This is a genomic window from Photobacterium rosenbergii (assembly GCF_003026455.1).
Lineage (GTDB): Bacteria > Pseudomonadota > Gammaproteobacteria > Enterobacterales > Vibrionaceae > Photobacterium > Photobacterium rosenbergii.
The window spans coordinates 1-23,667 of sequence record NZ_PYMB01000010.1; the positions used below are offsets into that span (position 1 = coordinate 1).

A 23,667-nucleotide genomic window follows, 5' to 3' on the forward strand; every position below is an offset into this window, starting at 1 on the left:
ATAATTCTTTTGTTGACTATCATTTCACGAGTGCCCACACAGATTGCATGGTCAAATTGTTAAAGAACAATCCGCTACGTTGCCGGCTTAAGTTGCCGTGCTCCGTGTCGGTGAGGTGGCATTATAGAGACTTCGATCACATTGGCAATAGCAAAAATGCATTTATTTCATTTAAATTAACCAAACGCTCAATAAACAGACAATAGCTCTATTTTGCGCATAAATACCCTACAAGCCACTCCCATTAAGCGAAGGCCTATTCTGTAAATACCTAGTTTTTCTGCTCCAAACGTAAGGTATAACGTATCGCCCAAGCGGCAATAGCAAACAATAAAAAGGGGATTCCGGCTGCTGTATACTCAACCCAAGCGTATTGAATCAGCTGTTTGGCCAAAATGAGGTGGCCAAAAACCAACAATAACGCACACCCAACAGCAACAATTATCAGCTTCAGCTCTGCTGTAATACCTTTCCATCCCATGTTTTCCTCCTTCTGTCTTCAATACACCAATATTGAATAGGAGAACTGATAAATTCGGGTAGTACAGTTTGCCTAACAAATATCGAAACAGTTTATTGTTTATGGCAACTGAGTAGTTGGGCCAGTGAGCTCAATGCCTCGTAATTTTGAGCGGTGAGCTCATAACTACTATTAATACGAATACAATGACGGTACTGCTCACCCAGAGAAAACAACGTACCAGGAGCTATGCTGATACGATGCCGCTCAAGTAATAGTGCTAGCAACTCGGAGCTATCTACATCAAATGGGAGCCCAACCCATAGAAAATACCCCCCATCCGGTTTGGTAACTGTCGTACCAACAGGAAACAATCGCTGAATGGCTTCCCTCATTGTCTGCTGCCTCGCTAACAACGTTCGGCGCAGTTGTCGCAGGTGGCTATCATATATCCCCTCCTTTATATAACTGACAATGGCATGCTGGTTGGGTACAGGTGCCGAAAGGGTCGACATAAACTGAAGTTCGGTAACTTGCTGGGCGAACCGTCCAGCAAGAGCCCAACCAATACGAAACCCTGGCGCAAGGGATTTAGAGAATGAAGCGCAATGGATCACCATCCCTTTACTATCTATGGACTTGAAACAAGGAGGTTTACTCGCCCCGTAATAGAGCTCGCCATAAACATCATCTTCTATAATGGCAATATTTTGGGCTACCAGAAGATCATACACAGCTTGTTGCCGCTCAGGGGAAAGGCTCACTCCTGTTGGGTTTTGGAAATTGCTCATCAACCAGCATGCTTTGATAGGGTAACGCTCAAGGCAAGTTATCAGTGCTGCTATATCTAAACCTTTCACAGGACAGACAGGTACCTCAACAGCCTTGAGATGAAGCCTTTCAATAGCCTGAAGGGCGCCATAGAATGCAGGTGACTCAACCAGCACCGTATCACCAGGCTTTGTCACACCTGCTAAGCCCAATCCGAGCGCTTCTGTTGCCCCGGAGGTAATCACGACTTGATCGGTACTAACATTAATACCCGCTTTGGCATATCGCTGGCTGATTGCCCGCCGCAAAGACTCACACCCAGGCGCTAAATCAGTAATACCACTATCGTATGGCATGGTTTTCACTGCGCGACTCAACAACCGACCTAATGTCGGCACCGGGAATAAACTAGGGTCGGGAAATGCAGAGCCAAAGGGGATCACACCTGGCTGCTTGATGCCTTTCATGACTTCAAAAACATGCCGGTTGATGTTGATAGATTGGTTTACGACCTGAGGATGCGGTAATGAAGGGGCATTAAGTTGGTTAAAATGCGGCGCGACAAAATATCCACTTTGTGGCTTGGCACGGATCCAGCCATCAAGCTCTAACTGCTCATAAGCTTTCATCACCGTCATTGGGCTGATGGACTGCAATTGACTCATTTTACGAATCGATGGGATTCGCTCACCTGGCAACCAAACTTGCTGGTTGATCTGCTGCTTTATCAGTTCAATAACAGTGATAGCCGGGCTTGGCTCTTTCCTTGGCGGCATGGCCTAATTCATATCATTGCTGTGGGATAGCTACTATAAGCAATCTTTTACCAAGTGGCAGCTTGAGTAGTGAGTTATGAGAAGAAAGTTCAGTTTGCTGAGGTTTAGATACAACAAAGCCCCGACTTTCGTCGAGGCTTTGTCATTTGAAAATGGTGCCCGGGGCCGGACTTGAACCGGCACAGTTATTCACCGGCGGATTTTGAATCCGCTGCGTCTACCAATTTCGCCACCCGGGCAGATGCGGCTCATTATACGTATATCAACCTGATAGACAATCATTTTTTTATCTCTTAGCGAAAACCGCCGCTCAAGCGTATGGTATGCAGCCAATACGTTCAGAACGCCACCACAACGTTTAAAGACCTGCGCTTCCAAATCGCCCTCAGCCATTACTATGAATGATCAAAAATCACGCTATAGGGACTGCCTGCTTGCTTACACTGCCTCGTAAGCGTAACTCGGGTAAAAAGTGTTGGGTGATAACGCACTCTTTTTGGTTAATTTGACACATCAATAGTTCAACGGCCGTTTGGGCCATTTGACTAATGGGAAAGTGAACCGACGATACCTGCGGGTAAAGCGCGTCACAAAGCTCAATGCTATCAAAACTGATCAAGGAGAGTTGTTGCGGCAAAATAACACTCTGTTCATGAAAATATTGCAATGCTCCGAGGGTCATTTCCTCACTACATGAAAACAAAGCCGTCATTGCAGGTGCAGAACGGTATAGCTGTTTTGCCGCTAAATAGCCACTTTTCCTTCCATAGTCCCCTTCAACACAAAGCGCAGGCTCGAACCTGATATCCGCCTGCTGCAACGCTTCTTTGTACCCCTGTAGACGGAGGTGGCTACTTGTTCGGCTCAGTGGCCCGGAAATACAGCCGATATTACGATGCCCCTGCTGTATCAAATGCTCCACCGCTAATTTTGCAGCCAGAGGATGATCAAAAGTAATACAGCGTGGCTCCAAACCTTCGACCACCCTATCCAAGAGCACAAACGGGGTAGGCTCTTGTGCTAATGCCCTCAACTCATCATCGCTTAAGTGGCGGCTATTCAAAACATACCCTTCACACCTAAGCGCATGGAACCGCCTAATCGCTTCCCGCTCCCCTTCCGCGCTGTGATGTCCTTGTGCTGTTATAAGAAACTTATTGTGCTGATCCAGCTCGGCCTGTACTTGCTCCATCATCTGACCAAAGAAGCCACCGGTATAATAGGTAACAAGCAGCCCTGTCATATTGGATGAGGCAGTGGCCAGCGAGCGGGCAATAGCACTTGGCCGGTAGTTGAGATCGGTCATCGCTTGCTCAACTTTCCTTTTGGTATCAGAACGAAATGTCCCTTCCCCATTTATAATTCGCGATACTGTTGAGCGGTGAACCCCGGCCAATGCTGCAACATCTTTTATACTTGCCATGGCAGTTGCATTTCCTCCTTCAGCATAAATTATCTACCATCATCTCCGGCTTATAAGTCCAATTAGCGACTATAGAATGATTTTCTGGGTACATGAAGCCAGTAATGACCACATCCTTATCCGCGGCCCGACACATAGCAAGTTGCCAGTAGAGAGCACCCATAACGATTTAGGGGGGAAAGATGCACTACTGACAACTGCTATTTCGATGACGGTTGAAAAGCATTAGCCTTTAATCGACAGAAAATTCCCCACCGTCACCCCCCATTGTTCTAGTGATTCTCTCAGCCTCGCATCAGTAAGGATCTCTAACTCCATCGCTCTAGGTAAGGCATAGCCACTCGATTCAAGTAAGGGCTGATCGATGTAGGCAGGATGACACATGATTTCCAATACCTCACACTGCCCCCGATAATGCCTGATGATAGCGAGTAGCTGATCGACGCTCAGTGACTCACCATAAAAGTTTTGGCTGAAAACATAGTCTTTTTTATTTTTCAGGCATCCGCGAAGCGGCACTTGATATCCCGCCACAACCTCTTCAATAACAGGCAGTAATTTAGGGTGCATATGTGCATGGTGGTGGCTATCTACATGGCTAAGTGGCAGCCCGGTAGCCAAGAAACGCTCAACCTGTGCAATGACCTCATCAGCAATTTCTTGCTCTTTGAATATTTGCGTTTGCCAGAACGTCTCTTTGGCTAAAAAACAGCCATCATTGCCGACAACCGAGGTCGCTGGAGTTAAAGGCGTTCCCGTAGTAAACCGTAGATGCAACCCCACCGCTAGCGATGGCTGATTTGATGCAACCTGCAAAGCATGTTGCTCTGCCGCCATCCCCACCATCATTGTTGTTGAACGGACCACTCCATATTGGCAAGCCTGCCCGATCCCCAAGTTAATACCCGGGGTCAAACCAAAGTCGTCCGCATTGAAAATTACATGCATAAGATCCCTCTTTACACTTGGCAGCAGAGAGCTCAGCCCTCTCTGCCGCAACCCTTATAATCAATTAAGCAAAACTGGGCAGATAATCATGATTTGTACGCAGGATGTCCTCAAGAATAGCTTTAGCACGGGTAATATCTGGCACTAACGGGTTACTCGACAAGGCGATTAAAGCCTTGCTGTAACTCCCTTCAACAGCAGCCTCAATCGTAAGCTGTTCATACGCCTTAACCTGATGGATCAAGCCGGTGATGGCAGGACTTAACGTACCGACAGCTAAAGGTCTTACACCCCAACTCCCCACAACAGCGCTGCATTCAATAACCGCATCATTGGGCAAACTTGAAATCGTGCCATTGTTCGCCACATTGACGACATGGATCGTTTTACGGTCGTTATAAATTGCATCGACCAAGTTCAAAGAGGCATCTGAATAGTACGCTCCACCGCGCATTTCAAGCTGTTTGGGCTTATCCGCAAGGTTGGGATCGCGATATAAATCGAAGAGCTCAGCTTCGGTTTTCATTACCTGCTCAGCCCGTGTACCACCCTCATTTGCAGATTCCTTTTCTTCAGCTAGCATCGCATCCACTTGATAGAAGTAACGATGGTAAGGACAAGGAATGGCACCTAACTCATTGAGAAAGTCAGGATCCCAAGGCTCCTCAAAGATGTTATTCATACTGAAGTTCTGGCCGTCACCAACTTTCTTCAACACTTCAGCCGTCACATCTTGACCATCTACCCATGCTCTGTAGGCCCAAACAAGGTGGTTCAAACCAATAAACTCGAGCGAGAGCTTTTCAGGTGGGCATGCCATCATCTCAGCAATCATCATCTGCATCGATACGGGCACATTACAAAGGCCTATAGACTTAACACGCGTGTACTTTTGAATCGCTTCGGTAACTAGCCCTGCAGGATTCGTGAAGTTCAGCATCCACGCATTAGGCGCTAACTCCTCAATATCCTTGCAAATATCCAAGATAACCGGAATGGTGCGTAGTGCTTTGGCAAAACCACCGGGGCCTGTCGTCTCCTGGCCAATCACATCATATTCAATAGGAATACGTTCATCGTTTGCCCTTGCCTGTAAACCACCAACCCGGAATTGGGTCATAATAAAATCAGCATTTTTAATCGCAGCCCGGCGATCCAGTGATGCCTTGATCTCAATATCAGCACCGGCTTTTTCCACCATCCGCCGAGTAAGCCCTACAATAACCTCTAGCTTTTCCCTTCCCGCCTCAATATCGACAAAGTGCATTTCCTTTACAGGGAGTTTGTCGAGTCGCTTGAGTACCCCTTCGACAAGTTCTGGCGTATAGCTGCTACCACCACCAATAATGGCCAATTTAAGAGATTGGGTCATAATCCGTCCTTATTTTTCAAGCAACCTTTCATGCATCGCAACCATTTCTGTTGCCAACTCATGGGCAAGGATGGTCGTCATCAGATGATCTTGGGCATGTACCATCACCAAGGTCATTTTTACTTTTCCCTCCCCCTGATCAGCTTCAATCAACCGGGTCTGGATCAAGTGGGCGCGATTGAGGCACTCTTTTGCTTGTTTAAGCGAGCCCTTGGCCGCCAGTACCTCATGCTTGCGCGCTTTGGCCAATGCTTCAAAACATAAGCTTCTGGCTTCACCGGCATTGACGATAATTTCCATGACTACTGATTCCTGATCCATCAGTCTCTCCTCCATTAAGATATAAACACTGCGGGCCTATGGCCCGCAGTCGTACCATTACGCTGTCGCACCTTCACCGATAGGTGCTTTACCCATCTCTTTCTGATCTGCGGTCTCTTTCTCTTGCTCAAGCAATTGCTTTTCAAACATCTTGAAGAACGGCAAGTAGATAAAGAGATCAAGGATCAGGAGGCCAATAACCAACAGGACTGGAGCCAATGTCCAACCGGCTCCCCATGAAGCACCGATAATGGCTGGTGTCGTCCAAGGCGTTGTTGCCACGCCCATACCAACAAGCCCCGTATGTACCGCGACATATGCAATCACCGCATTGATAACCGGTGCAAAGACAAACGGAACAAATAGCATAGGGTTAAGTACCAAGGGCGTACCGAAAATAATCGGTTCGTTGATCTGGAAGAAGCCAGGTACCACACTCATTCGCCCTAAACTACGCAAATGAATAGAGCGGCTGAAGACCATTAAAATGGCCAGCGCTAAGGTCGCACCGGAACCACCAATGAAGATATAGAAGTCCCAGAAAGGTTGGGTAAAGATATTCGGAATAGGCTCACCAGCAACAAATGCATCAATGTTGGCACCTATGTTGGTCAAGAAAATCGGAGAAAGCAGACCAACGACAATCGCTGCCCCATGGATACCCGCAAACCAAAGCAACTGGGAAACAAGCAAGGCACCAATAATTGCAGGCAGAGAATTAGAAGCACTGATCAATGGCTTGAACATCTGCATGACAGCATCTGGGATCAGCATATCGTACTGAGATTGGACAAATAGGCTGAGTGGGTAAACGGTCATGAATACAACCAGTACAGGGATCAGCATCTCAAAAGAACGGGCAATCGCCGGCGGAACCTGCTCTGGCAAACGGATAGTGATGTTGTGTTTTTTGAGGAAGCGGATCAATTCCACAGAATAAAACGCACAGATAACTGCCGTAAAGATACCGGTTCCCCCCATGTGTGATGTTGGTAACCCACCTCCGCTGACTGGGGCTGCGACCAACAAGAAACACATTAATGACAGGCAGGTACTGGTGATGCCATCCATCTGGTAAGCACGGGCCAAGCTGTAACCTATCCCCATCGACACGAAAATTGTCATGATTCCCATCGTCATATTGAAAGGCATCATAATCATGTCAAAGTTTTTGCTGGCAAAATCTAGCCAAGCGCGACCAAAACCATTTTGCGTATCTTCAGCAAATGGAGGGAAGGCTAAAATTAATAAAAAGCTACCGACAATAATAAATGGCATCGCGGTGATAAACCCATCTCGCATTGCCCTTACATGTTTTTGAGAACCTACTTTTACCGCTATGGGGGCTATTCTATTTTCAACAAACCTCATCAGCTTATCGTAAAACTTCATATAGATATTCCTTTATTTCAAACGTAATAGTCCTTCCTGCGTAGATATACAGGATGTTTTAATTACTACTATTATTTTCTATTAGGGTAAGTGGTAATTAAAAAACTATTCAGGAATAAGTGATAAAGCCTGTTCAAGGACTTCCTCACCTTTCATCATCCCGTATGCCATAGGAGAAATCGCATCAATAGGTTTACCATATAAGGAGGCTGTTTTGCGCAACTCTTCTAGCTGAAAACGGACTTGAGGCCCAAGTAGACAGACGTCAAAGGATTGTATGGCATCTTCGAATACTGTTACGGCCTGCGCTTCTATTTGGCACTCAATGCCACGTTCTTCAGCAGCTTTCGTCATTCGCTGGACCAACATGCTGGTTGACATACCCGCACTACAACACAATAAAATCTTTTTCATTACTCTCTCCAGGGTTCATTTTTAACACTTAAAAACGACAAATAAATATTAGCTAACAAGCAAAACAAAACAAAGCGCAACCGGTTGCATTGAGTGTGAAGAGAATCGCAAATTCATAAACAACGGTTTCATAAATAATTTATTGAAGAACTTTAAATAGAAACTCAACCAATATCCATTTAATAAAAAACAGAGAGGTAAATGACTAACCAATCAATATAAATAAGATATATTAAGGATTATTATTTGGTGATTGATTTACGCAATTAAGAGAAGAAAGGAACTTATTACACGACTAGCCCGCGCTTTTATGAGGCCTGCCGCACCAATTGGACAATGAGCGCTAGTAACTATGAAGGGGATACAGTGAAGAAATAAAGGTTTGAAAGATGCAGCCAATACTGTACATAGCTCAAAGCAAGGCAGGTCCCAGATACAACAAAGCCCCGACTTTCGTCGAGGCTTTATCATTTGAAAATGGTGCCCGGGGCCGGACTTGAACCGGCACAGTTATTCACCGGCGGATTTTGAATCCGCTGCGTCTACCAATTTCGCCACCCGGGCAATAGAGCTCATTCTACGCATCTTGCTTTCCAACGCAATAGGAAAAAGCGGGAAAATAGCTCCCTAAAGTTTGTTTGTTGAGATTTTGAACATTTTAGGTAGCAAAGCACACGCCAAAGCACGCTAACTTCGCCAGAATTGATACAAGAACCGTGGCCCATGACGAAACCACCAGCTGATACCCGTTAGCGAAAATTTATAAGGTAGGTACACACGAAGCCAACTTTGCCGTTTGGTTACACTCAAGGAACCACCGTGAGAGACACAGATCAACAGGTGGTGGTTATCAAAAATAAAAGGGGCATGTGATGTCGCCTTTGACACGGGAAAACGGCAATACAGCCCAATCAAAGCCAAGAGCATCCTATCACTCGGTACTGTCAGGGTAAGTTGCCGCCCTTGTGCATTGAGGTGAGCGACTTCCCCGTCAACCTCAACCTCAACCTCGCCGTAATATTCCAACATCAATCTAGGTTACGCCCCCGAATACTGACGCTACCATTCACCTTCCAGATAGAGTGCTCCGGCTTGTCGCCAGCTCCACTTGGCACACTGATTTCAACATGGTCAAAATCATAGGTTAGCTCTGCATGCCTTTCTGTTAGCTTGTCATAAAGCGCACCAGCCAATTCTGGCCAGTTCGTGGTGTTGTCATGGGTATCAGCCATTGTTCTTGCTCCTCAATCAAAGTGCCCAGAAACAGGCTATGGAATAGGTGTCAGCAGTAACGCAAGGCCCCTCGAGGCACTTTGGCTACTGACTCCAATAAATATAGTGCTGCTAGCAAAAACTGCTGGCTGGACGGCTCTCATTTCCAAGATCCATATCATTCACGCCTGTGAGTAATATTGCTACACTGCACGCAACACCTTGAAGCTTAGTTAATTTGGAAAACCTTGTGAAAAAGAAGAAACAGCCGGACGTTGAATCCACCAAACAATATCCTAGCCTTTTCCGCCGCCTAGCGGCATGGCTGTATGACACCCTCGTTATCGCCGCCGTCCTTATGCTTGCTGGCGGCATCGCTATCGGCTTGATGGCAGCCTTAGTCGCCGTCGGCATGGTCGATATTACTGGCTATGAAGATGTCAGCGCCTACATGACCCTTCACCCGGTGGTGGGCATGCTTTACACTGGCTACCTTGCTGTCGTTATTGTTAGCTTCTTTACTTATTTCTGGTGCCAGGCCGGCCAAACTTTGGGGATGCGGGCATGGAAGTTACGTATCCAGAATAAAGATGGTTCGAATATCCGCCCGACTCAGGCAATGATCCGTATGGCAACCTCTGCGTTTGGGCTGGGTAACTTGTTGGCACCGTTCAGCAAGACCAACCAATCTTTCCAGGATGCTATGGCTGACTGTGAAATGGTTGTGCTGCCAAAGGTAAACTGATCCATACCCCTTAAGCCACCGAATCATATCTACAAAAAAGGCGCCTAGGGCGCCTTTTTGAATCCAATTATTAGAGCTTGCGTCGTAATAAGTAAATGGTGATAAACAAGAACACCAAGCTCGGCCCTATCGCCCCTATTATCGGGTGGAGGCGGTAGACAATACTCATCGGCCCAAACACTTCATTCGAAATATAAAAACCAAAGCCGAAAATGACCCCCGATAGAACCCTTGCCCCCATGGTCACCGAACGCAGTGGGCCAAATACGAAAGACAGTGCCAGCAACATCATCACAGCAATTGAGAAAGGCTGCAGTGCCTTACGCCAAAATGCCAATGCATAACGTGATGAATCCTGCTTGGAATCCTCGAGGTAGTTTTTATAGTCATATACCCCAGACAACGAGAGTTCTTCAGGTTTAAGCGTCACAATGGCCAGTTTATCTGGCGTCAACGTCGTCTGCCACTGCAGCTCAGGCAAGCGCTCATTCACCTGCTGATCTTTGCCTAAAGTCGTTACCGTTACATTCTTTAGCTGCCAACCATTGCCACTCTCGTAGGTTGCCGACTCGGCGAAAGTCGAATGCGTCAGCTCATCTTGATCATTAAACTGCCAGATGTTGATCCCATGCAATTCCTTCTGCTCATGCACACGGCCAATATAGATAAAATCGTTATCGTCTTTAGTCCATACGCCTTGCTGAACCGAGAGGATATTCCCCCCGGAAGTCCACAAGGCCCTTAATTCCCGGGCGGCTTTCTGGGCTTCAGGTGCCCCCCATTGACCAAGCAAGGTGATCATCAACATCAAGGGTACTGCTGTTTTCAACACCGACAGGCCGATATCCAACTTTGAAAAGCCTGCCGCCTGCATGACCACCAGCTCAGAGCTCGATGCCAGCATACCGAGGCCAATCAGCGCCCCCAGTAACACAGCCATAGGGAAGAACATCTCAATATCGCGGGGAATACTGAGCAACACATAAGCCAATGCTTTCCAAAGGTCGTAAGTGCCATCACCGACTTTGCGCAACTGTTCGACATACTTGATGATGGCCGACAGCCCCACCAAGGTCGACAACGTGAGGGCCGAAGTCGAAATCAGTGTTCGGCCAATGTATAAATCCAGAATCTTAAACATTAACCACGTCTCCGAAACTTCTCTCTCACTTTACGAATAGCTAGGGTATCCCAACTGTTTAGGCCAATCGCTACGGCAAAAATCACAACATTGATCGACCACAGGCCAATATAAGACGGTAGCCCCCCATCTTCGACCGCAGACTTAGCGGCACTGATAGCTAGGAAATAAGCCAAGTAAATCAATACCGCCGGGACCAGTTTGGCAAAGCGTCCCTGACGCGGGTTCACGGCAGAAAGTGGCACAACAATCATCGTTAACAACGGGATACACAAGACCAGTGACATACGCCACTGGAACTCCGCCTTGGCAGCAAGCTCAGACCGCTGCATCAACTCAAGGGTTGGCAACGCGTCCCAGTCACGCTTATTCTCACGCACAGCCCGCTGGCCAATAAGGGCCTGGTAGTCATCGAACTGGGTAATGGAATAGTCCAGCCGTGTCGGGATCCCCTCGTAGCGGGTGCCTTCTTTCAAATCCAGTACCTGACGGCCATCTGGTAATTCACTGACATAACCACGGTCAGCCACCATCACACTCGGGCGCAATGCATCACGGGCTGATAACTGGGCAACGAACACTTTATCCAGCCGGCTACCGCTATTGGTAATGTCATTGACGAACACGACCCCCTGGCCATCAGGCGCAGCTTGGAACTGGCCTTTCACCAACAAATCAAGGCCGGAGTCCGCCTTCACCTGCTCCATTAACTGTTCGGTTTTTTCTACTGACCAAGGAGCCAGCCACAACGCATTGAAAGCCGCTACCGAGCCGGTGATAATCGCTAGCCACAGCGCGGCCTGAATAAGAAATTTATTGCCAATACCCGTGGCATTCATCACGGTAATTTCACTTTCGGCATACAATCGGCCAAAAGTCAGCAAAATGCCGATGTACAAACTGAGTGGCAGCATCAATAGCGCCATTGAAGGCATATACAAACCGAGCAAGGTCGCAATCAAATCACTCGGGATGGAACCCTCTGTTGCATCAGCTAGAATGCGAATAAATTTTTGACTAATAAAGACAAGAAAAAGGACAAAAAGCACCGCAAATTGGCTTTTTACTGTCTCACGCGTCAAATACCGAACAATAATCACGCTTTAAATACCCATAGAAAACTTGTTTTTTTACTGGAATCACTATAATTTTTCGGTTAATCAGTTATTTTTTTAATCTTTCGGCTAATTGTTAACCTGCACTTTAATCCTATACCGAATTTGTGGTCCAGCAACATAAGTGCGGCATTATCTAACATTTAGCTTTAATTGTCTTTATTAGGATGTAGGAGTACGCATGGAGTTCAGTGTAAAAAGTGGTAGCCCCGAGAAACAGCGCAGTGCCTGTATCGTCGTTGGCGTATTCGAACCACGTCGCCTTTCTCCCATTGCCGAACAGCTCGACAAGATCAGCGATGGCTATATCAGCTCGTTGCTTCGCCGTGGTGATCTAGAAGGCAAGCCTGGCCAAATGCTGCTGCTTCACCATGTACCAAACGTATTATCAGAGCGTGTATTACTGGTTGGTTGTGGTAAAGAGCGCGAACTTGATGAACGCCAGTACAAGCAGATCATCAAAAAAACAATTAGCACCCTGAACGAAACCGGTTCGATGGAAGCGGTTTGCTTCCTGACAGAACTGCACGTCAAGGGCCGTGACACCTACTGGAAAGTGCGCCAGGCCGTTGAAACCACTAAGGACAGCCTGTATACCTTCAATCAGTTTAAGAGCAGCAAACCAGAGACCCGCCGTCCACTGCGCAAATTGGTATTCAACGTACCGACCCGCCGTGAGCTTTCTCTTGGCGAGCGCGCGATCGCCCACGGTTTGGCTGTCGCCTCTGGCGTAAAAGCCGGTAAAGACTTGGGCAACATGCCACCAAACGTAGCAAACCCAGCTTACTTGGCTTCACAGGCCCGTCGCCTAGCGGATGACTTCGATACTGTCAGCACCAAGATCATTGGCGAGCAGGAAATGAAAGAGCTGGGCATGACTTCATACCTAGCCGTAGGCCAGGGCTCGAAAAACGAAGCCATGATGTCGGTGATTGAATACAAGGGCAACCCTGATTCAGATGCCAAGCCAATTGTTCTTATCGGTAAAGGCCTGACCTTCGACTCCGGGGGTATCTCTATCAAGCCATCTGCCCAGATGGATGAGATGAAATACGACATGTGCGGTGCAGCAACCGTCTTCGGTGCGATGAAAGCGCTGGCGAAGCTTAACCTGCCAATCAATGTTGTCGGTATCCTGGCTGGCTGTGAAAACATGCCAGGTGGCGGAGCCTACCGCCCGGGTGACATCCTGACAACCATGTCAGGCCAGACAGTAGAAGTGCTAAATACCGATGCCGAGGGCCGCTTGGTCCTATGTGATGCACTGACTTACGTTGAACGCTTCGAGCCAGAATGTGTTGTCGATGTAGCGACCCTAACGGGTGCCTGTGTAGTTGCACTGGGTAACCACATCAGTGGCCTGCTTTCAAACCACAACCCGCTAGCTCACGAGCTGATCAACGCTTCCGAGCAAGCGGGCGACCGCGCATGGCGCCTGCCAATGAACGATGAGTATCAGGAGCAACTGGCAAGTCCGTTTGCCGATATGGCGAACCTGGGCTCACCGGGAGCAGGTACGATTACCGCAGGTTGTTTCCTGTCTCGTTTTGCCAAGAAATACAACTGGGCACACCTAGACATCGCAGGTACCGCTTGGGTCGGTGGCAAGGCGAAAGGGGCAACCGGTCGTCCGGTCCCATTGCTGGTCCAATTCCTGCTCAACCGAGCCGGCCTAGAGAACGTCGAGTAAAATTGACGATAAAGGGGGCCAAACGGCCCCCTTCGTTTATAGAGTAAACGCCATGACTCATGCTACTTTTTATATAATCAGTGAACAGCAACATGCAGAGGATAACGACTTCCAGCTGCATTTTGCCTGTCATCAAGCAGCAATGAGTTACCGCCAGGGCCACAAAGTCTACTTGCTTGCTGCCGACAAAGCACAGGCAGAACAAATAGATGAGTATTTATGGCAGCTGGATCCCGATAACTTCGTGCCCCATAACCTGATAGGTGAAGGCCCCCGTGGCGGTTCACCGGTCGAGATTGGTTGGCCCGGACTGCGCCACAGCGGACGGCGCGGGATCCTGATTAATTTGGGGCTCGATGCACCAAATTTTGCCGTTACCTTCTCACAAGTGGTAGACTTCGTCCCTTGCGATGAAAAACAGAAGCAATTGGCACGCGAACGCTACAAGCAATATCGCCAGGCTGGTATCCAGCTCAACACCGCCAATGCTGCGACGCCCTAATTCCACATAGATCCTTCTAAGAGCGCTATGGAAAAGACATACAACCCACAATCAATTGAAAAGGCGCTGTACCAGCGCTGGGAAGAGGCTGGTTACTTCAAGCCTCACGGTGACACATCAAAAGATGCCTACAGCATCATGATCCCACCGCCGAACGTCACAGGTAGCCTGCACATGGGCCACGCGTTCCAGGATACCATCATGGATACCCTGATCCGCTGTGAGCGTATGAAGGGCAAGAACACCCTATGGCAAGTCGGTACTGACCACGCGGGTATCGCTACCCAGATGGTTGTGGAGCGTAAGATTGCTGCCGAAGAAGGCAAGACCAAGCACGACTACGGCCGTGACGCTTTCATCGATAAAATCTGGGAGTGGAAAGGTGAGTCTGGTGGCACTATCACCAAGCAGCTTCGTCGCCTAGGCGCTTCTGTAGACTGGGATCGTGAGCGCTTCACGATGGACGACGGCCTGTCTAACGCCGTTCAGGAAGTTTTCGTTCGCCTGTTCGAAGAAGACTTGATCTACCGCGGTAAGCGTCTTGTTAACTGGGATCCGAAACTGCACACCGCCATTTCAGATCTTGAAGTAGAAAACAAAGACAAGAAAGGCCACATGTGGCACTTCCGCTACCCGCTGGCTGACGGCGTGAAAACGGCTGAAGGCAAAGACTACATCGTAGTAGCAACTACCCGTCCGGAAACCATGCTGGGTGATACCGGTGTGGCAGTCAACCCGGAAGATCCACGTTACAAAGACTTGATCGGCAAAGAAATCCTTCTGCCTATCGTTGACCGCCGTATTCCAATCGTTGGCGACGAACACGCTGACATGGAAAAAGGCACAGGTTGTGTGAAGATCACCCCTGCACACGACTTCAACGACTACGAAGTGGGCAAGCGCCACAGCCTGCCTATGATCAACATCCTGACGTTCAATGCTGATATCCGTGATGCGTCTGAAGTGTTCACCACTAATGGCGAACCAAGCGATGCCTACAGCACAGAGCTACCGGAAAAATACCACGGCATGGAACGCTTTGCTGCACGTAAAGCTATCGTTGCCGAGTTCGACGAACTGGGTCTACTGGACGAAATCAAAGACCACGACCTGACCGTACCTTACGGCGACCGTGGTGGTGTGGTTATCGAGCCAATGCTAACTGACCAGTGGTACGTGCGTGCTGCTCCTCTAGCAGAGCCTGCTGTTGCTGCGGTAGAAAACGGCGACATCCAGTTCGTACCTAAGCAATACGAAAACATGTACTTCTCTTGGATGCGTGATATTCAGGATTGGTGTATCTCTCGCCAGCTATGGTGGGGCCACCGTATCCCTGCTTGGTACGACAACGACGGTAACGTTTATGTTGGCCGCAGCGAAGAAGAAGTTCGCGAGCAGAACAACCTAGCACCGGTTGTGGTTCTTCGCCAGGACGATGACGTGCTGGATACTTGGTTCTCGTCTGCCCTTTGGACGTTCGGTACCCAAGGCTGGCCTGAGCAGACTGAAGACCTGAAAGTCTTCCACCCATCAGATGTACTGGTAACAGGTTTTGACATCATCTTCTTCTGGGTTGCCCGCATGATCATGATGACCATGCACTTCTGCAAAGACGAAGACGGCAAGGCGCAGGTTCCGTTCAAGACAGTTTACGTAACGGGTCTGATCCGTGACGAAAACGGCGACAAGATGTCGAAGTCAAAAGGTAACGTACTTGACCCAATCGACATGATCGATGGTATCGGTCTTGAAGACCTAGTTGAAAAGCGCTGTGGCAACATGATGCAGCCACAGCTGGCCGCAAAGATCGAAAAACAAACACGCAAGACTTTCGAAGACGGTATCGAACCTTACGGTACTGATGCCCTGCGCTTTACCCTTGCTGCCATGGCTTCTACCGGCCGTGACATCAACTGGGACATGAAGCGCCTTGAGGGTTACCGTAACTTCTGTAACAAGCTATGGAACGCCAGCCGTTACGTACTGATGAATACAGAAGATCAAGATTGTGGTTTCGCCACTGATGCCGAGCTTGAGTACTCGCTGGCTGATAAGTGGATCGAATCCCAGTTCGAGCTAGCTGCGAAAGAGTTCAACGGCCACATCGATAACTTCCGTTTGGACATGGCTGCGAACACTATCTACGAGTTCATCTGGAACCAGTTCTGTGACTGGTACCTAGAGCTAACCAAGCCGGTACTGTGGAAAGGCACTGAAGCACAGCAACGTGCAACACGCCGCACCCTGATCACCGTACTTGAGAAGACATTACGCCTGGCTCACCCAGTGATCCCATACATCACCGAAACTATCTGGCAGAGCGTGAAGCCGCTGGTAGAGGGTGTTGAAGGTGACACTATCATGCTGCAGGCATTGCCTCAGTACGATGAAGCGAACTTCAACGAAGAAGCTTTGGCTGACATCGAGTGGGTGAAGAGCTTTATCACCAGCATCCGTAACCTACGTGCCGAGTACGACATTGCCCCAAGCAAGCCGCTTGATGTAATGCTAAAAGCCGCTGATGACAAAGATGCCGCGCGCCTTGAAGCGAACAAGCAAGTGCTGGTTTCCCTAGCCAAGCTAGAGAACATCCGTGTACTGACTGCCGGTGAAGAAACGCCTGCTTGTGCAACCTCCCTGGTTGGCAAGTCTGAGCTGATGATCCCAATGGCTGGCCTGATTGACAAAGACGCTGAGCTTGATCGCCTAGCGAAAGAAATCAAGAAGACCGAAGGTGAAATCAAGCGTATCGAAGGCAAACTGGGCAACCAAGGTTTCGTGGCTAAAGCGCCAGAAGCGGTTGTTGCCAAAGAGCGCGAGAAGCTTGATGGTTACAAAGAGACTCTTGTGAAACTGGCTGAGCAGCAAGCAACTATCGCTGCGCTGTAATTACCAGCACCACACTTGAATCAAAGCCGGCCATGCGCCGGCTTTTTTATTGCCTGCCCACTGTGACCTCACTCATAAATCCTTCTACTCACCCAGACCGTATTCTGTCATAGAGCACACCTATCGAAGTGATAGATGATAATAGATTGCAAATGATAATAATTATCACTAATATCTAGTTATCAACTGAGGGAGAGTCCACCATGAAAAAGACCATTAGCTTTGCCATTATCCACTTTTTTGTCGCATTCAGCGTTGCTTACTTACTGACGGGCGAAATTTTGATCAGCAGCCTTATTGCTATGATCGAGCCAATGGTCAACACGGTGGCCTTCTATTTTCATGAGAAAGCCTGGCAGACCAAAGCACTGCTTCGCAGTGGCTATGCCAACCCAGGCCGTAAAACGTTCAGTTTTGCCGTCGTGCACTTCAGCGTTGCTTTTGGAGTTGCCTACCTGCTGACTGGTGATGTACTGATCGGCAGTGTGATGGCAATGATTGAGCCGGCTATCAACACGGTTGCCTACTACTTCCACGAGCGTATCTGGCAGAAGAAAACCGCACAACAAGCAGCGAAAGAAGCCCTTGGTCACCTTGCCTGCCACCATGGTGAACTGCAGCAGTACACAGATGTAAGTGACATTGCGGTTGACAACGTTGTGAGAAGCAACTAATTTTGATTGCACTACGCAACCAAAAGAGACCACTCCATGGACGCAGCTTCCCTCAGGGCCCAATCCCGCCTCCTCGTGCGGGAATTGGGTATGCTTGACCGCCAATGCGGTAACCTCGATATAACCCCGGTCCAGGCCCACGCCCTGATAGAACTGGAAAACCAACCACTTTCGGTCAACCAACTTGCCACCCGGCTCAAGGTTGACAAATCTAACGCTAGCCGGACCTGCGCTAGCCTGCTCAATGCCGGGCTACTGACCACACAAGCCGATCCTAACGATGGTCGCAAGCAGTTATCTACCCTTTCATCGCAAGGCCAATCACTACTCGATAGCCTCAACCAATCCCTCAACCTCCAAGTGGCTCATTTCATGGAGCAGCTTGACCAAGATGAAATCGACAACCTTGCCCAAAGCCTGCAACGCTATACCAAAGCAATCCAGACCAACAAGCAGCAAGAAGGCTACCAGCTTCGGCTTCTTACCCCACTTGATAATGCCGCGATGGCCGCTGTCGTACGCAGGGTATCAGCCGAGCACGGCCTAACGGCAGATAAAGGCTATGGTGTTGCCGATCCGACATTAGATGCCCTTAGTGAGGTTTACAGCGAGCCTGGTAGCGCATTTTGGGTGGTAGAGAAGGATAACCGGATATTAGGGGGTGGCGGTATTGCGCCATTGGCCGGCGAGGAAGGTATCTGTGAACTGCAGAAGATGTATTTCCTGCCAGAGTTACGTGGCAAGGGCTTTGCCAGACGGATTGCCGCCACGGCCCTGAAGTTTGCCCGGGAGCAGCAATTCAAAGCCTGTTACCTTGAGACCACTGCCTCTCTGCAGGCCGCGATCAAACTTTACCAGGGGCTAGGGTTTGTCCACATCCCACACGCTATGGGCCAAACCGGGCACGATGCCTGTGAGGTCAGGATGCTCAAGACGCTGTAGAATATGGGCTATGGGCTATGGGCTATGGGCTATGGGCTATGGGCTATGGGCTATGGGCTATGGGCTATGGGCAGATTATAAGGGGCTTCAATTAGATTCAAGGTACAAAAAAGCTGGCCTATTGCCAGCTTTTGATTGCGATGTTACGGCTGTCGACGATTACTTTTCGTCTTCGTCTTCGTACTCTTCATCGTCATCTTCTTCGCCCGACTCGAAGTAAGTACCCCAGCCGTCGTAATCGATGTTGTGCTTTTCAGCGAGCTGGATCAGCTTCTCAGCCTGCTCGTCAATGGCATCGGCATTCAGAGCGGATTCCATCACGGCATCGAAACATACTACTTTACCGCCACCGTCTTCCGGTGCCAGTTCAAGCTCTTCAGCTTCAAGGACTTCAAAGCCCATCTTGAAAGCTTCTACCGCAGCACCTTCAAGCTCTTCGAACGTGTCTGCCGAAAAGTGGTGTTCAATGCTGTAAAGTGCATCAGGATCACTGCCATCTTCTAGCAACGCGGCAATGATTTCGCGCGTTTCTTCCTTCTGCTCTTCAATAATTTCTGCATAAGACATGGGGAAACTCCACCTATGAAATAAATTCGAACGCAAATATCGCACGGATCGCAATGAAATACCAAATGAAATCGCCTCCACTTGAAAACTTGATATTTATCAAACTAACGGTCGATTTATTGCTCTCGGCAATAACGTGGAAAAATGCATAATATTCCCCAATATGCGCTTTGAACGAATAAACACAAAACCCTCAATAGCATATTCACCCACAAAACTCAGAGAAATACCCTCAACACCCTATTTACCGATAGCCGGGCGGTATGAAAGTGCCGAAAAAGTGTGAACAATCCCAAAGATATACTGCGCCCAGCGGCATAAAATTCAGTGGCAATAAGCAAATAGAGCCACGGCAAAGACTGATGGCCATTAAATAAGCATACGAGAGATACGATCATGAGTAACTTCTACCACGGCCCTGAGCCTGGGAGACGGCGCCGCAGCCAGCTGCGTCGTCCCCGTAGGACACTCACCCACCTGACATCTGGGTTAGATAGCGAATTGCTATCGGAATCCTTTGCGATGCCAGAGAGTGAGAGCGCGGCTCCGACACCTCACCCAACATTGACACCTCTATCCAATCTGTTTCGACAGCACGGATAAACAACCTGTAAACCATTTCCGTTAGTTGCAACTAACACCTGGTTCTGCCTGCTCCGGCGTCATGTCCGGCGAGCCCCGTCATGCCTGACGACAGGCTTGGTAGATGAATCACCCTTGTACTGGATGTACAAGGGCAAGGAGAAAACAATGACAACCGAAACAATGAAACAGGAAGAGAAAGGCGGCTTCTTCGCTAATTTTAAATTCCCTTCTGCCTATACCATTTTATTTGCCCTTATCGCCCTTGTTGCATTGATGACCTGGATAGTACCGGCTGGCCAGTACGACCGTGTCATGAATGAAGATCTGGGCAAAGAAGTCCCTGTCACCGGGACATACCACGCTGTAGAGAGCAACCCACAAGGTGTTGTGGATGTGCTTTTAGCCCCTATCGATGGCTTCTATGACCATACCACCTACGAAGCTGCTGCTATCGACGTCTCGCTGTTCATTCTGGTCATTGGTGGCTTCCTTGGCCTAGTGACCAAAACAGGGGCGATTGATGCGGGCATCGAACGCGTTACCGCTCGCTTGCAGGGCCGGGAAGAATTAATGATACCGATCCTGATGGCGCTGTTTGCTGCAGGCGGTACCATCTATGGTATGGCGGAAGAATCACTACCGTTCTACACCCTGTTGGTGCCAGTCATGATGGCAGCACGCTTTGACCCAGTGGTTGCCGCTGCAACTGTACTGCTTGGTGCAGGTATCGGTACCCTAGGTTCAACCATTAACCCATTCGCAACCGTCATCGCTGCCAATGCGGCAGGTATCCCATTCACAGACGGCATCATGCTGCGCGTTGCCATGCTAGTTGTTGGCTGGTTGATTTGTGTGGGTTACGTCATGCGCTATGCCAAGATGGTTCGCGCAGATAAAACCAAATCAATTGTCTACGACAAATACGAAGAGAACAAAGCACACTTCCTGGGTAACCAGTCTGGTGAGATGCTGGAGTTCACCACAACCCGTAAAGTTATCCTTGCTATTTTTGCCGCCTCTTTCGGTATCATGATTTACGGTGTGGCCGTTGTGGGTTGGTGGATGGCTGAAATCTCTGCGATGTTCCTGGCCTCAACCATCATCATCGGCTTGATTGCCCGTATGAGCGAAGAAGAGTTCACATCTAGCTTCATTGACGGTGCGCGTGACCTACTGGGTGTTGCCCTAATTATCGGTATCGCCCGCGGTATCGTGGTTATTATGGACCGCGGTATGATCACAGATACTATCTTGAATGCAGCTGAACATGCCGTTACCGGCCTGTCTTCTATCGTATTTATCAATGTGATGTACTGGCTGGAGATCTTGCTATCGTTCTTGGTGCCTTCATCTTCAGGCCTAGCGGTACTGACCATGCCAATCATGGCACCACTGGCAGACTTCGCTGGTGTCAGCCGTGACCTAGTGGTCACCGCCTACCAGTCAGCATCAGGTATTGTAAACCTAATGACACCAACCTCAGCCGTCGTAATGGGTGGTTTGGCTATCGCTCGCGTGCCTTACGTTCGCTGGGTTAAATGGGTTGCGCCGCTATTGGGTATTCTAACCGTACTGATCATGGTCATGCTGAGCGTCGGCGCCATGCTATAAATCCCCCCCTTTCGATCTTGCTTACTTCGCCGCCCTTCTGGGCGGCTTTTTTATTTCCACGCCATAGACTCAGCCAACTGTATCAAATAACGGTCCGCCACAGGATAAGTTGGGCACCAGACAAGCAAACCCTCTTAGGCTGTCTCATTTCATGGCCAAACCGTCCTCCCTGAATTTCAACGTTACCTAGCAACCTACCGTTATTCATCGATATAACGGCTTTTATTCTGTTTATATCTACCACACATAACAGAATAACCTTCCAGCTTATGGCTAAATTTATTAACTCAAATATCAATAAACCACCATACAAAAGTCATATAGACAATTTATAACTAGGCCATTCTATTTAAATGCAATCAAAAACCAGTGATTGAACTTATGTATTTAAATTACAAAAAGCCAAATCAAAAATATAAAAGGAAAAATATTTGTTACCAACCAAGTAACATTCTACTTATTTCTATATAGACAAACACTTTTAGTGCATAAGAATATCTTTTTCACATATGCATAACGTGAAAACTTCTGAATAAGATTCCACAACCACCGAAACAACTCATTCAAAACAACAACTTAAACAAAGCAACATTGCTGTTAACCTAGACAAAGCACATAAATACCCATTCACGTAAGCGAGTGACAAGTGCATTAAAAATGTTAATAAAACAAATATATAGCGTTACTATATTAATAATAAAAGTGTGATAAACCTCTAAGACTGAGAATGCCTTAAGGGTAAAATAAAACCCAGATACGAAAGCAAAGAAATAAATAAACTCTTACTTTGCAATAAAACAAATACAGCCAAACACTTGGCGATAAATAAAGAGAGATACGATCATGAGTAAGTTTTACGTAGGTTCTGAAATAGGTCAATTGCGCCGCGTTCTTATCCACCGTCCAGAGCGTGCCCTAACTCACCTAACACCATCAAACTGTCACGATCTACTTTTTGATGATGTATTAGCAGTTGAACGCGCAGGCCAGGAACACGACGTATTTGCTAACACACTGCGCGAGCAAGGTGTTGAAGTTATGCTTCTTGGTGATCTACTAGCAGATACATTAGAAGTGCCAGAAGCGAAAGATTGGCTTCTGAAAACCCAAATCTCTGACTACCGCCTAGGTACTGCATTCGCTAACGATGTACGTTGCTTCCTAGCAGACCTACCAAGCAAAGAGTTGTCTTCTATCCTGCTTGGCGGCCTAAGCTACGCAGAGCTACCAATTAAATCTTCTTCAATGATGCAGGGTATGCACGAGCCAACTGACTTCATCATTGAACCACTTCCAAACCACCTATTTACCCGTGACACGTCTTGCTGGGTATACGGCGGTGTGTCTATCAACCCAATGGCGAAACCTGCCCGTCAGCGTGAAACCAACCACGTTCGCGCTATCTACCGCTGGCACCCAACCTTCGCTGGCCAGGACTTCATCAAGTACTTCGGCGACGAAGAGAAGATGTACGACAACTCAACTATCGAAGGCGGCGACGTATTGGTTATCGGTAAAGGCGCTGTGCTTATCGGTATGTCTGAACGTACGACTCCACAGGGTGTTGAGCAGTTGGCATCTAGCCTGTTCAAGCACGGTGAAGCGAAGCAAGTTATCGCAATGCAGCTACCTAAGCACCGCTCTTGCATGCACCTAGATACAGTAATGACACACATGCGTGAAGATACTTTCTCTGTTTACCCAGAAGTTGTGCGCAAAGACGTACAGTGCTGGAGCCTAACTGGCGACGAGTCTGGTGCGGTGAAAGTGAAAGAGGAAGGCTACTTCGTAACGGCTATCGAAAAAGCCCTAGGCGTAGACAAGCTAAACCTTATCACAACAGGTGGTGACAGCTTCGAAGCAGAGCGTGAGCAGTGGAATGATGCAAACAACGTTCTAACTGTTAAGCCTGGCGTTGTTATCGGTTACGAGCGTAACACCTACACCAACGAGAAATACGACAAAGCAGGTATCACAGTCCTACCTATCCCAGGTGATGAGCTAGGCCGTGGCCGTGGTGGTGCTCGCTGCATGAGCTGCCCAATCGAGCGTGACGGTATCTAATACCGAGGCAATTAGCCAAACCTACGGCCGGTGCCTGGCACCGGCCACAAAAA

22 protein-coding genes and 2 tRNA genes are annotated in these 23,667 nt (G+C 48.4%); 9 read left to right on the plus strand and 15 right to left on the minus strand.

Going from position 1 to position 23,667, the window contains the following annotated elements; translation table 11 throughout:
- Positions 1-271: 271 nt before the first annotated feature.
- From C9J01_RS18070 to C9J01_RS18085, 4 genes are all read right to left on the minus strand, one after another.
- Positions 272-481, minus strand: coding sequence for a hypothetical protein (locus C9J01_RS18070; protein ID WP_107299544.1), 210 nt, complete (start codon positions 479-481; stop codon positions 272-274).
- A 92-nt stretch (positions 482-573) separates the two neighbouring features.
- Positions 574-2,007: an aminotransferase-like domain-containing protein gene (locus C9J01_RS18075; RefSeq protein ID WP_107299545.1), complete on the minus strand. Its 1,434-nt coding sequence runs from the start codon at positions 2,005-2,007 to the stop codon at positions 574-576.
- 153 nt (positions 2,008-2,160) lie between these two features.
- Positions 2,161-2,246 (minus strand) — tRNA-Leu (locus C9J01_RS18080).
- 173 nt (positions 2,247-2,419) lie between these two features.
- Positions 2,420-3,430, minus strand: a complete 1,011-nt coding sequence (locus C9J01_RS18085) for a LacI family DNA-binding transcriptional regulator (protein WP_107299546.1) — start codon at positions 3,428-3,430, stop codon at positions 2,420-2,422.
- A gap of 76 nt (positions 3,431-3,506) precedes the next feature.
- Here C9J01_RS18085 and C9J01_RS29645 point away from each other — a divergent pair, with 76 nt between their 5' ends.
- Positions 3,507-3,659, plus strand: a complete 153-nt coding sequence (locus C9J01_RS29645) for a hypothetical protein (RefSeq protein WP_158264560.1) — start codon at positions 3,507-3,509, stop codon at positions 3,657-3,659.
- Here C9J01_RS29645 and chbG read toward each other — a convergent pair.
- The 8 genes from chbG to C9J01_RS18125 all read right to left on the minus strand — a co-directional run bounded on the left by chbG (position 3,656) and on the right by C9J01_RS18125 (position 9,109).
- Entirely contained in the window at positions 3,656-4,378 is a 723-nt protein-coding gene (chbG, locus tag C9J01_RS18090) for a chitin disaccharide deacetylase (protein ID WP_107299547.1), read from the minus strand. The genes C9J01_RS29645 and chbG overlap by 4 nt on opposite strands.
- A 64-nt stretch (positions 4,379-4,442) precedes the next feature.
- A complete protein-coding gene (locus C9J01_RS18095; protein WP_419687273.1) occupies positions 4,443-5,750 on the minus strand; it encodes a 6-phospho-beta-glucosidase in 1,308 nt (435 codons plus the stop codon).
- Between the two features lie 9 nt (positions 5,751-5,759).
- Positions 5,760-6,071 (minus strand): PTS lactose/cellobiose transporter subunit IIA, encoded by a 312-nt coding sequence (locus C9J01_RS18100; protein ID WP_107299549.1) that lies wholly within the window; start codon positions 6,069-6,071, stop codon positions 5,760-5,762.
- A 57-nt stretch (positions 6,072-6,128) separates the two neighbouring features.
- Positions 6,129-7,463, minus strand: a complete 1,335-nt coding sequence (locus C9J01_RS18105) for a PTS sugar transporter subunit IIC (protein ID WP_107299550.1) — start codon at positions 7,461-7,463, stop codon at positions 6,129-6,131.
- 105 nt (positions 7,464-7,568) lie between these two features.
- Positions 7,569-7,877, minus strand: a complete 309-nt coding sequence (locus C9J01_RS18110; protein ID WP_107299551.1) for a PTS sugar transporter subunit IIB — start codon at positions 7,875-7,877, stop codon at positions 7,569-7,571.
- 478 nt (positions 7,878-8,355) lie between these two features.
- Positions 8,356-8,441 (minus strand) — tRNA-Leu (locus tag C9J01_RS18115).
- A 123-nt stretch (positions 8,442-8,564) separates the two neighbouring features.
- Positions 8,565-8,906, minus strand: a complete 342-nt coding sequence (locus C9J01_RS18120; protein ID WP_107299552.1) for a hypothetical protein — start codon at positions 8,904-8,906, stop codon at positions 8,565-8,567.
- A complete protein-coding gene (locus tag C9J01_RS18125) occupies positions 8,906-9,109 on the minus strand; it encodes a hypothetical protein (RefSeq protein WP_107299553.1) in 204 nt (67 codons plus the stop codon). Before C9J01_RS18125 ends, C9J01_RS18120 begins: the two co-directional genes overlap by 1 nt.
- 230 nt (positions 9,110-9,339) lie before the next feature.
- On the opposite strand from C9J01_RS18125, the gene C9J01_RS18130 reads away from it, so the two are divergent.
- Positions 9,340-9,834: an RDD family protein gene (locus C9J01_RS18130; protein ID WP_107299554.1), complete on the plus strand. Its 495-nt coding sequence runs from the start codon at positions 9,340-9,342 to the stop codon at positions 9,832-9,834.
- A 70-nt stretch (positions 9,835-9,904) separates the two neighbouring features.
- On the opposite strand, the gene lptG is transcribed toward C9J01_RS18130, so the two are convergent.
- On the minus strand, positions 9,905-10,975 hold the full coding sequence (gene lptG, locus C9J01_RS18135; RefSeq protein ID WP_107299555.1) for an LPS export ABC transporter permease LptG: 1,071 nt from the start codon (positions 10,973-10,975) through the stop codon (positions 9,905-9,907).
- Positions 10,975-12,075: an LPS export ABC transporter permease LptF gene (lptF, locus tag C9J01_RS18140; RefSeq protein WP_107299556.1), complete on the minus strand. Its 1,101-nt coding sequence runs from the start codon at positions 12,073-12,075 to the stop codon at positions 10,975-10,977. The genes lptG and lptF overlap by 1 nt, the downstream gene beginning before the upstream one ends.
- A 196-nt stretch (positions 12,076-12,271) precedes the next feature.
- Between lptF and pepA the strand changes: the two genes are divergently transcribed.
- From pepA to C9J01_RS18165, 5 genes are all read left to right on the plus strand, one after another.
- Complete coding sequence (pepA, locus tag C9J01_RS18145; RefSeq protein ID WP_107299557.1) at positions 12,272-13,780, plus strand: leucyl aminopeptidase; 1,509 nt, start codon at positions 12,272-12,274, stop codon at positions 13,778-13,780.
- A 52-nt stretch (positions 13,781-13,832) separates the two neighbouring features.
- Positions 13,833-14,282 carry a DNA polymerase III subunit chi gene (locus C9J01_RS18150; protein WP_107299558.1) on the plus strand — a complete coding sequence of 150 codons (450 nt, stop codon included), beginning with the start codon at positions 13,833-13,835 and terminating at the stop codon, positions 14,280-14,282.
- A gap of 27 nt (positions 14,283-14,309) precedes the next feature.
- Positions 14,310-17,171, plus strand: coding sequence for a valine--tRNA ligase (locus C9J01_RS18155; protein WP_107299559.1), 2,862 nt, complete (start codon positions 14,310-14,312; stop codon positions 17,169-17,171).
- 203 nt (positions 17,172-17,374) lie between these two features.
- Positions 17,375-17,845, plus strand: a complete 471-nt coding sequence (locus C9J01_RS18160) for a DUF2061 domain-containing protein (protein WP_107299560.1) — start codon at positions 17,375-17,377, stop codon at positions 17,843-17,845.
- Between the two features lie 36 nt (positions 17,846-17,881).
- The gene (locus tag C9J01_RS18165; RefSeq protein ID WP_107299561.1) at positions 17,882-18,787 is read left to right on the plus strand and encodes a bifunctional helix-turn-helix transcriptional regulator/GNAT family N-acetyltransferase; all 906 of its coding nucleotides are present in this window, start codon (positions 17,882-17,884) and stop codon (positions 18,785-18,787) included.
- A 159-nt stretch (positions 18,788-18,946) separates the two neighbouring features.
- Here C9J01_RS18165 and rraB read toward each other — a convergent pair whose 3' ends face one another.
- Complete coding sequence (gene rraB / locus C9J01_RS18175; RefSeq protein WP_107299563.1) at positions 18,947-19,354, minus strand: ribonuclease E inhibitor RraB; 408 nt, start codon at positions 19,352-19,354, stop codon at positions 18,947-18,949.
- A 750-nt stretch (positions 19,355-20,104) separates the two neighbouring features.
- On the opposite strand from rraB, the gene C9J01_RS18180 reads away from it, so the two are divergent.
- Together C9J01_RS18180 and arcA are read left to right on the plus strand one after the other, a co-directional pair.
- Entirely contained in the window at positions 20,105-21,550 is a 1,446-nt protein-coding gene (locus C9J01_RS18180; RefSeq protein ID WP_107299564.1) for a YfcC family protein, read from the plus strand.
- Between the two features lie 843 nt (positions 21,551-22,393).
- Positions 22,394-23,614 (plus strand): arginine deiminase, encoded by a 1,221-nt coding sequence (gene arcA, locus C9J01_RS18185; protein ID WP_107299565.1) that lies wholly within the window; start codon positions 22,394-22,396, stop codon positions 23,612-23,614.
- The last annotated feature ends 53 nt before the right edge of the window (positions 23,615-23,667 follow it).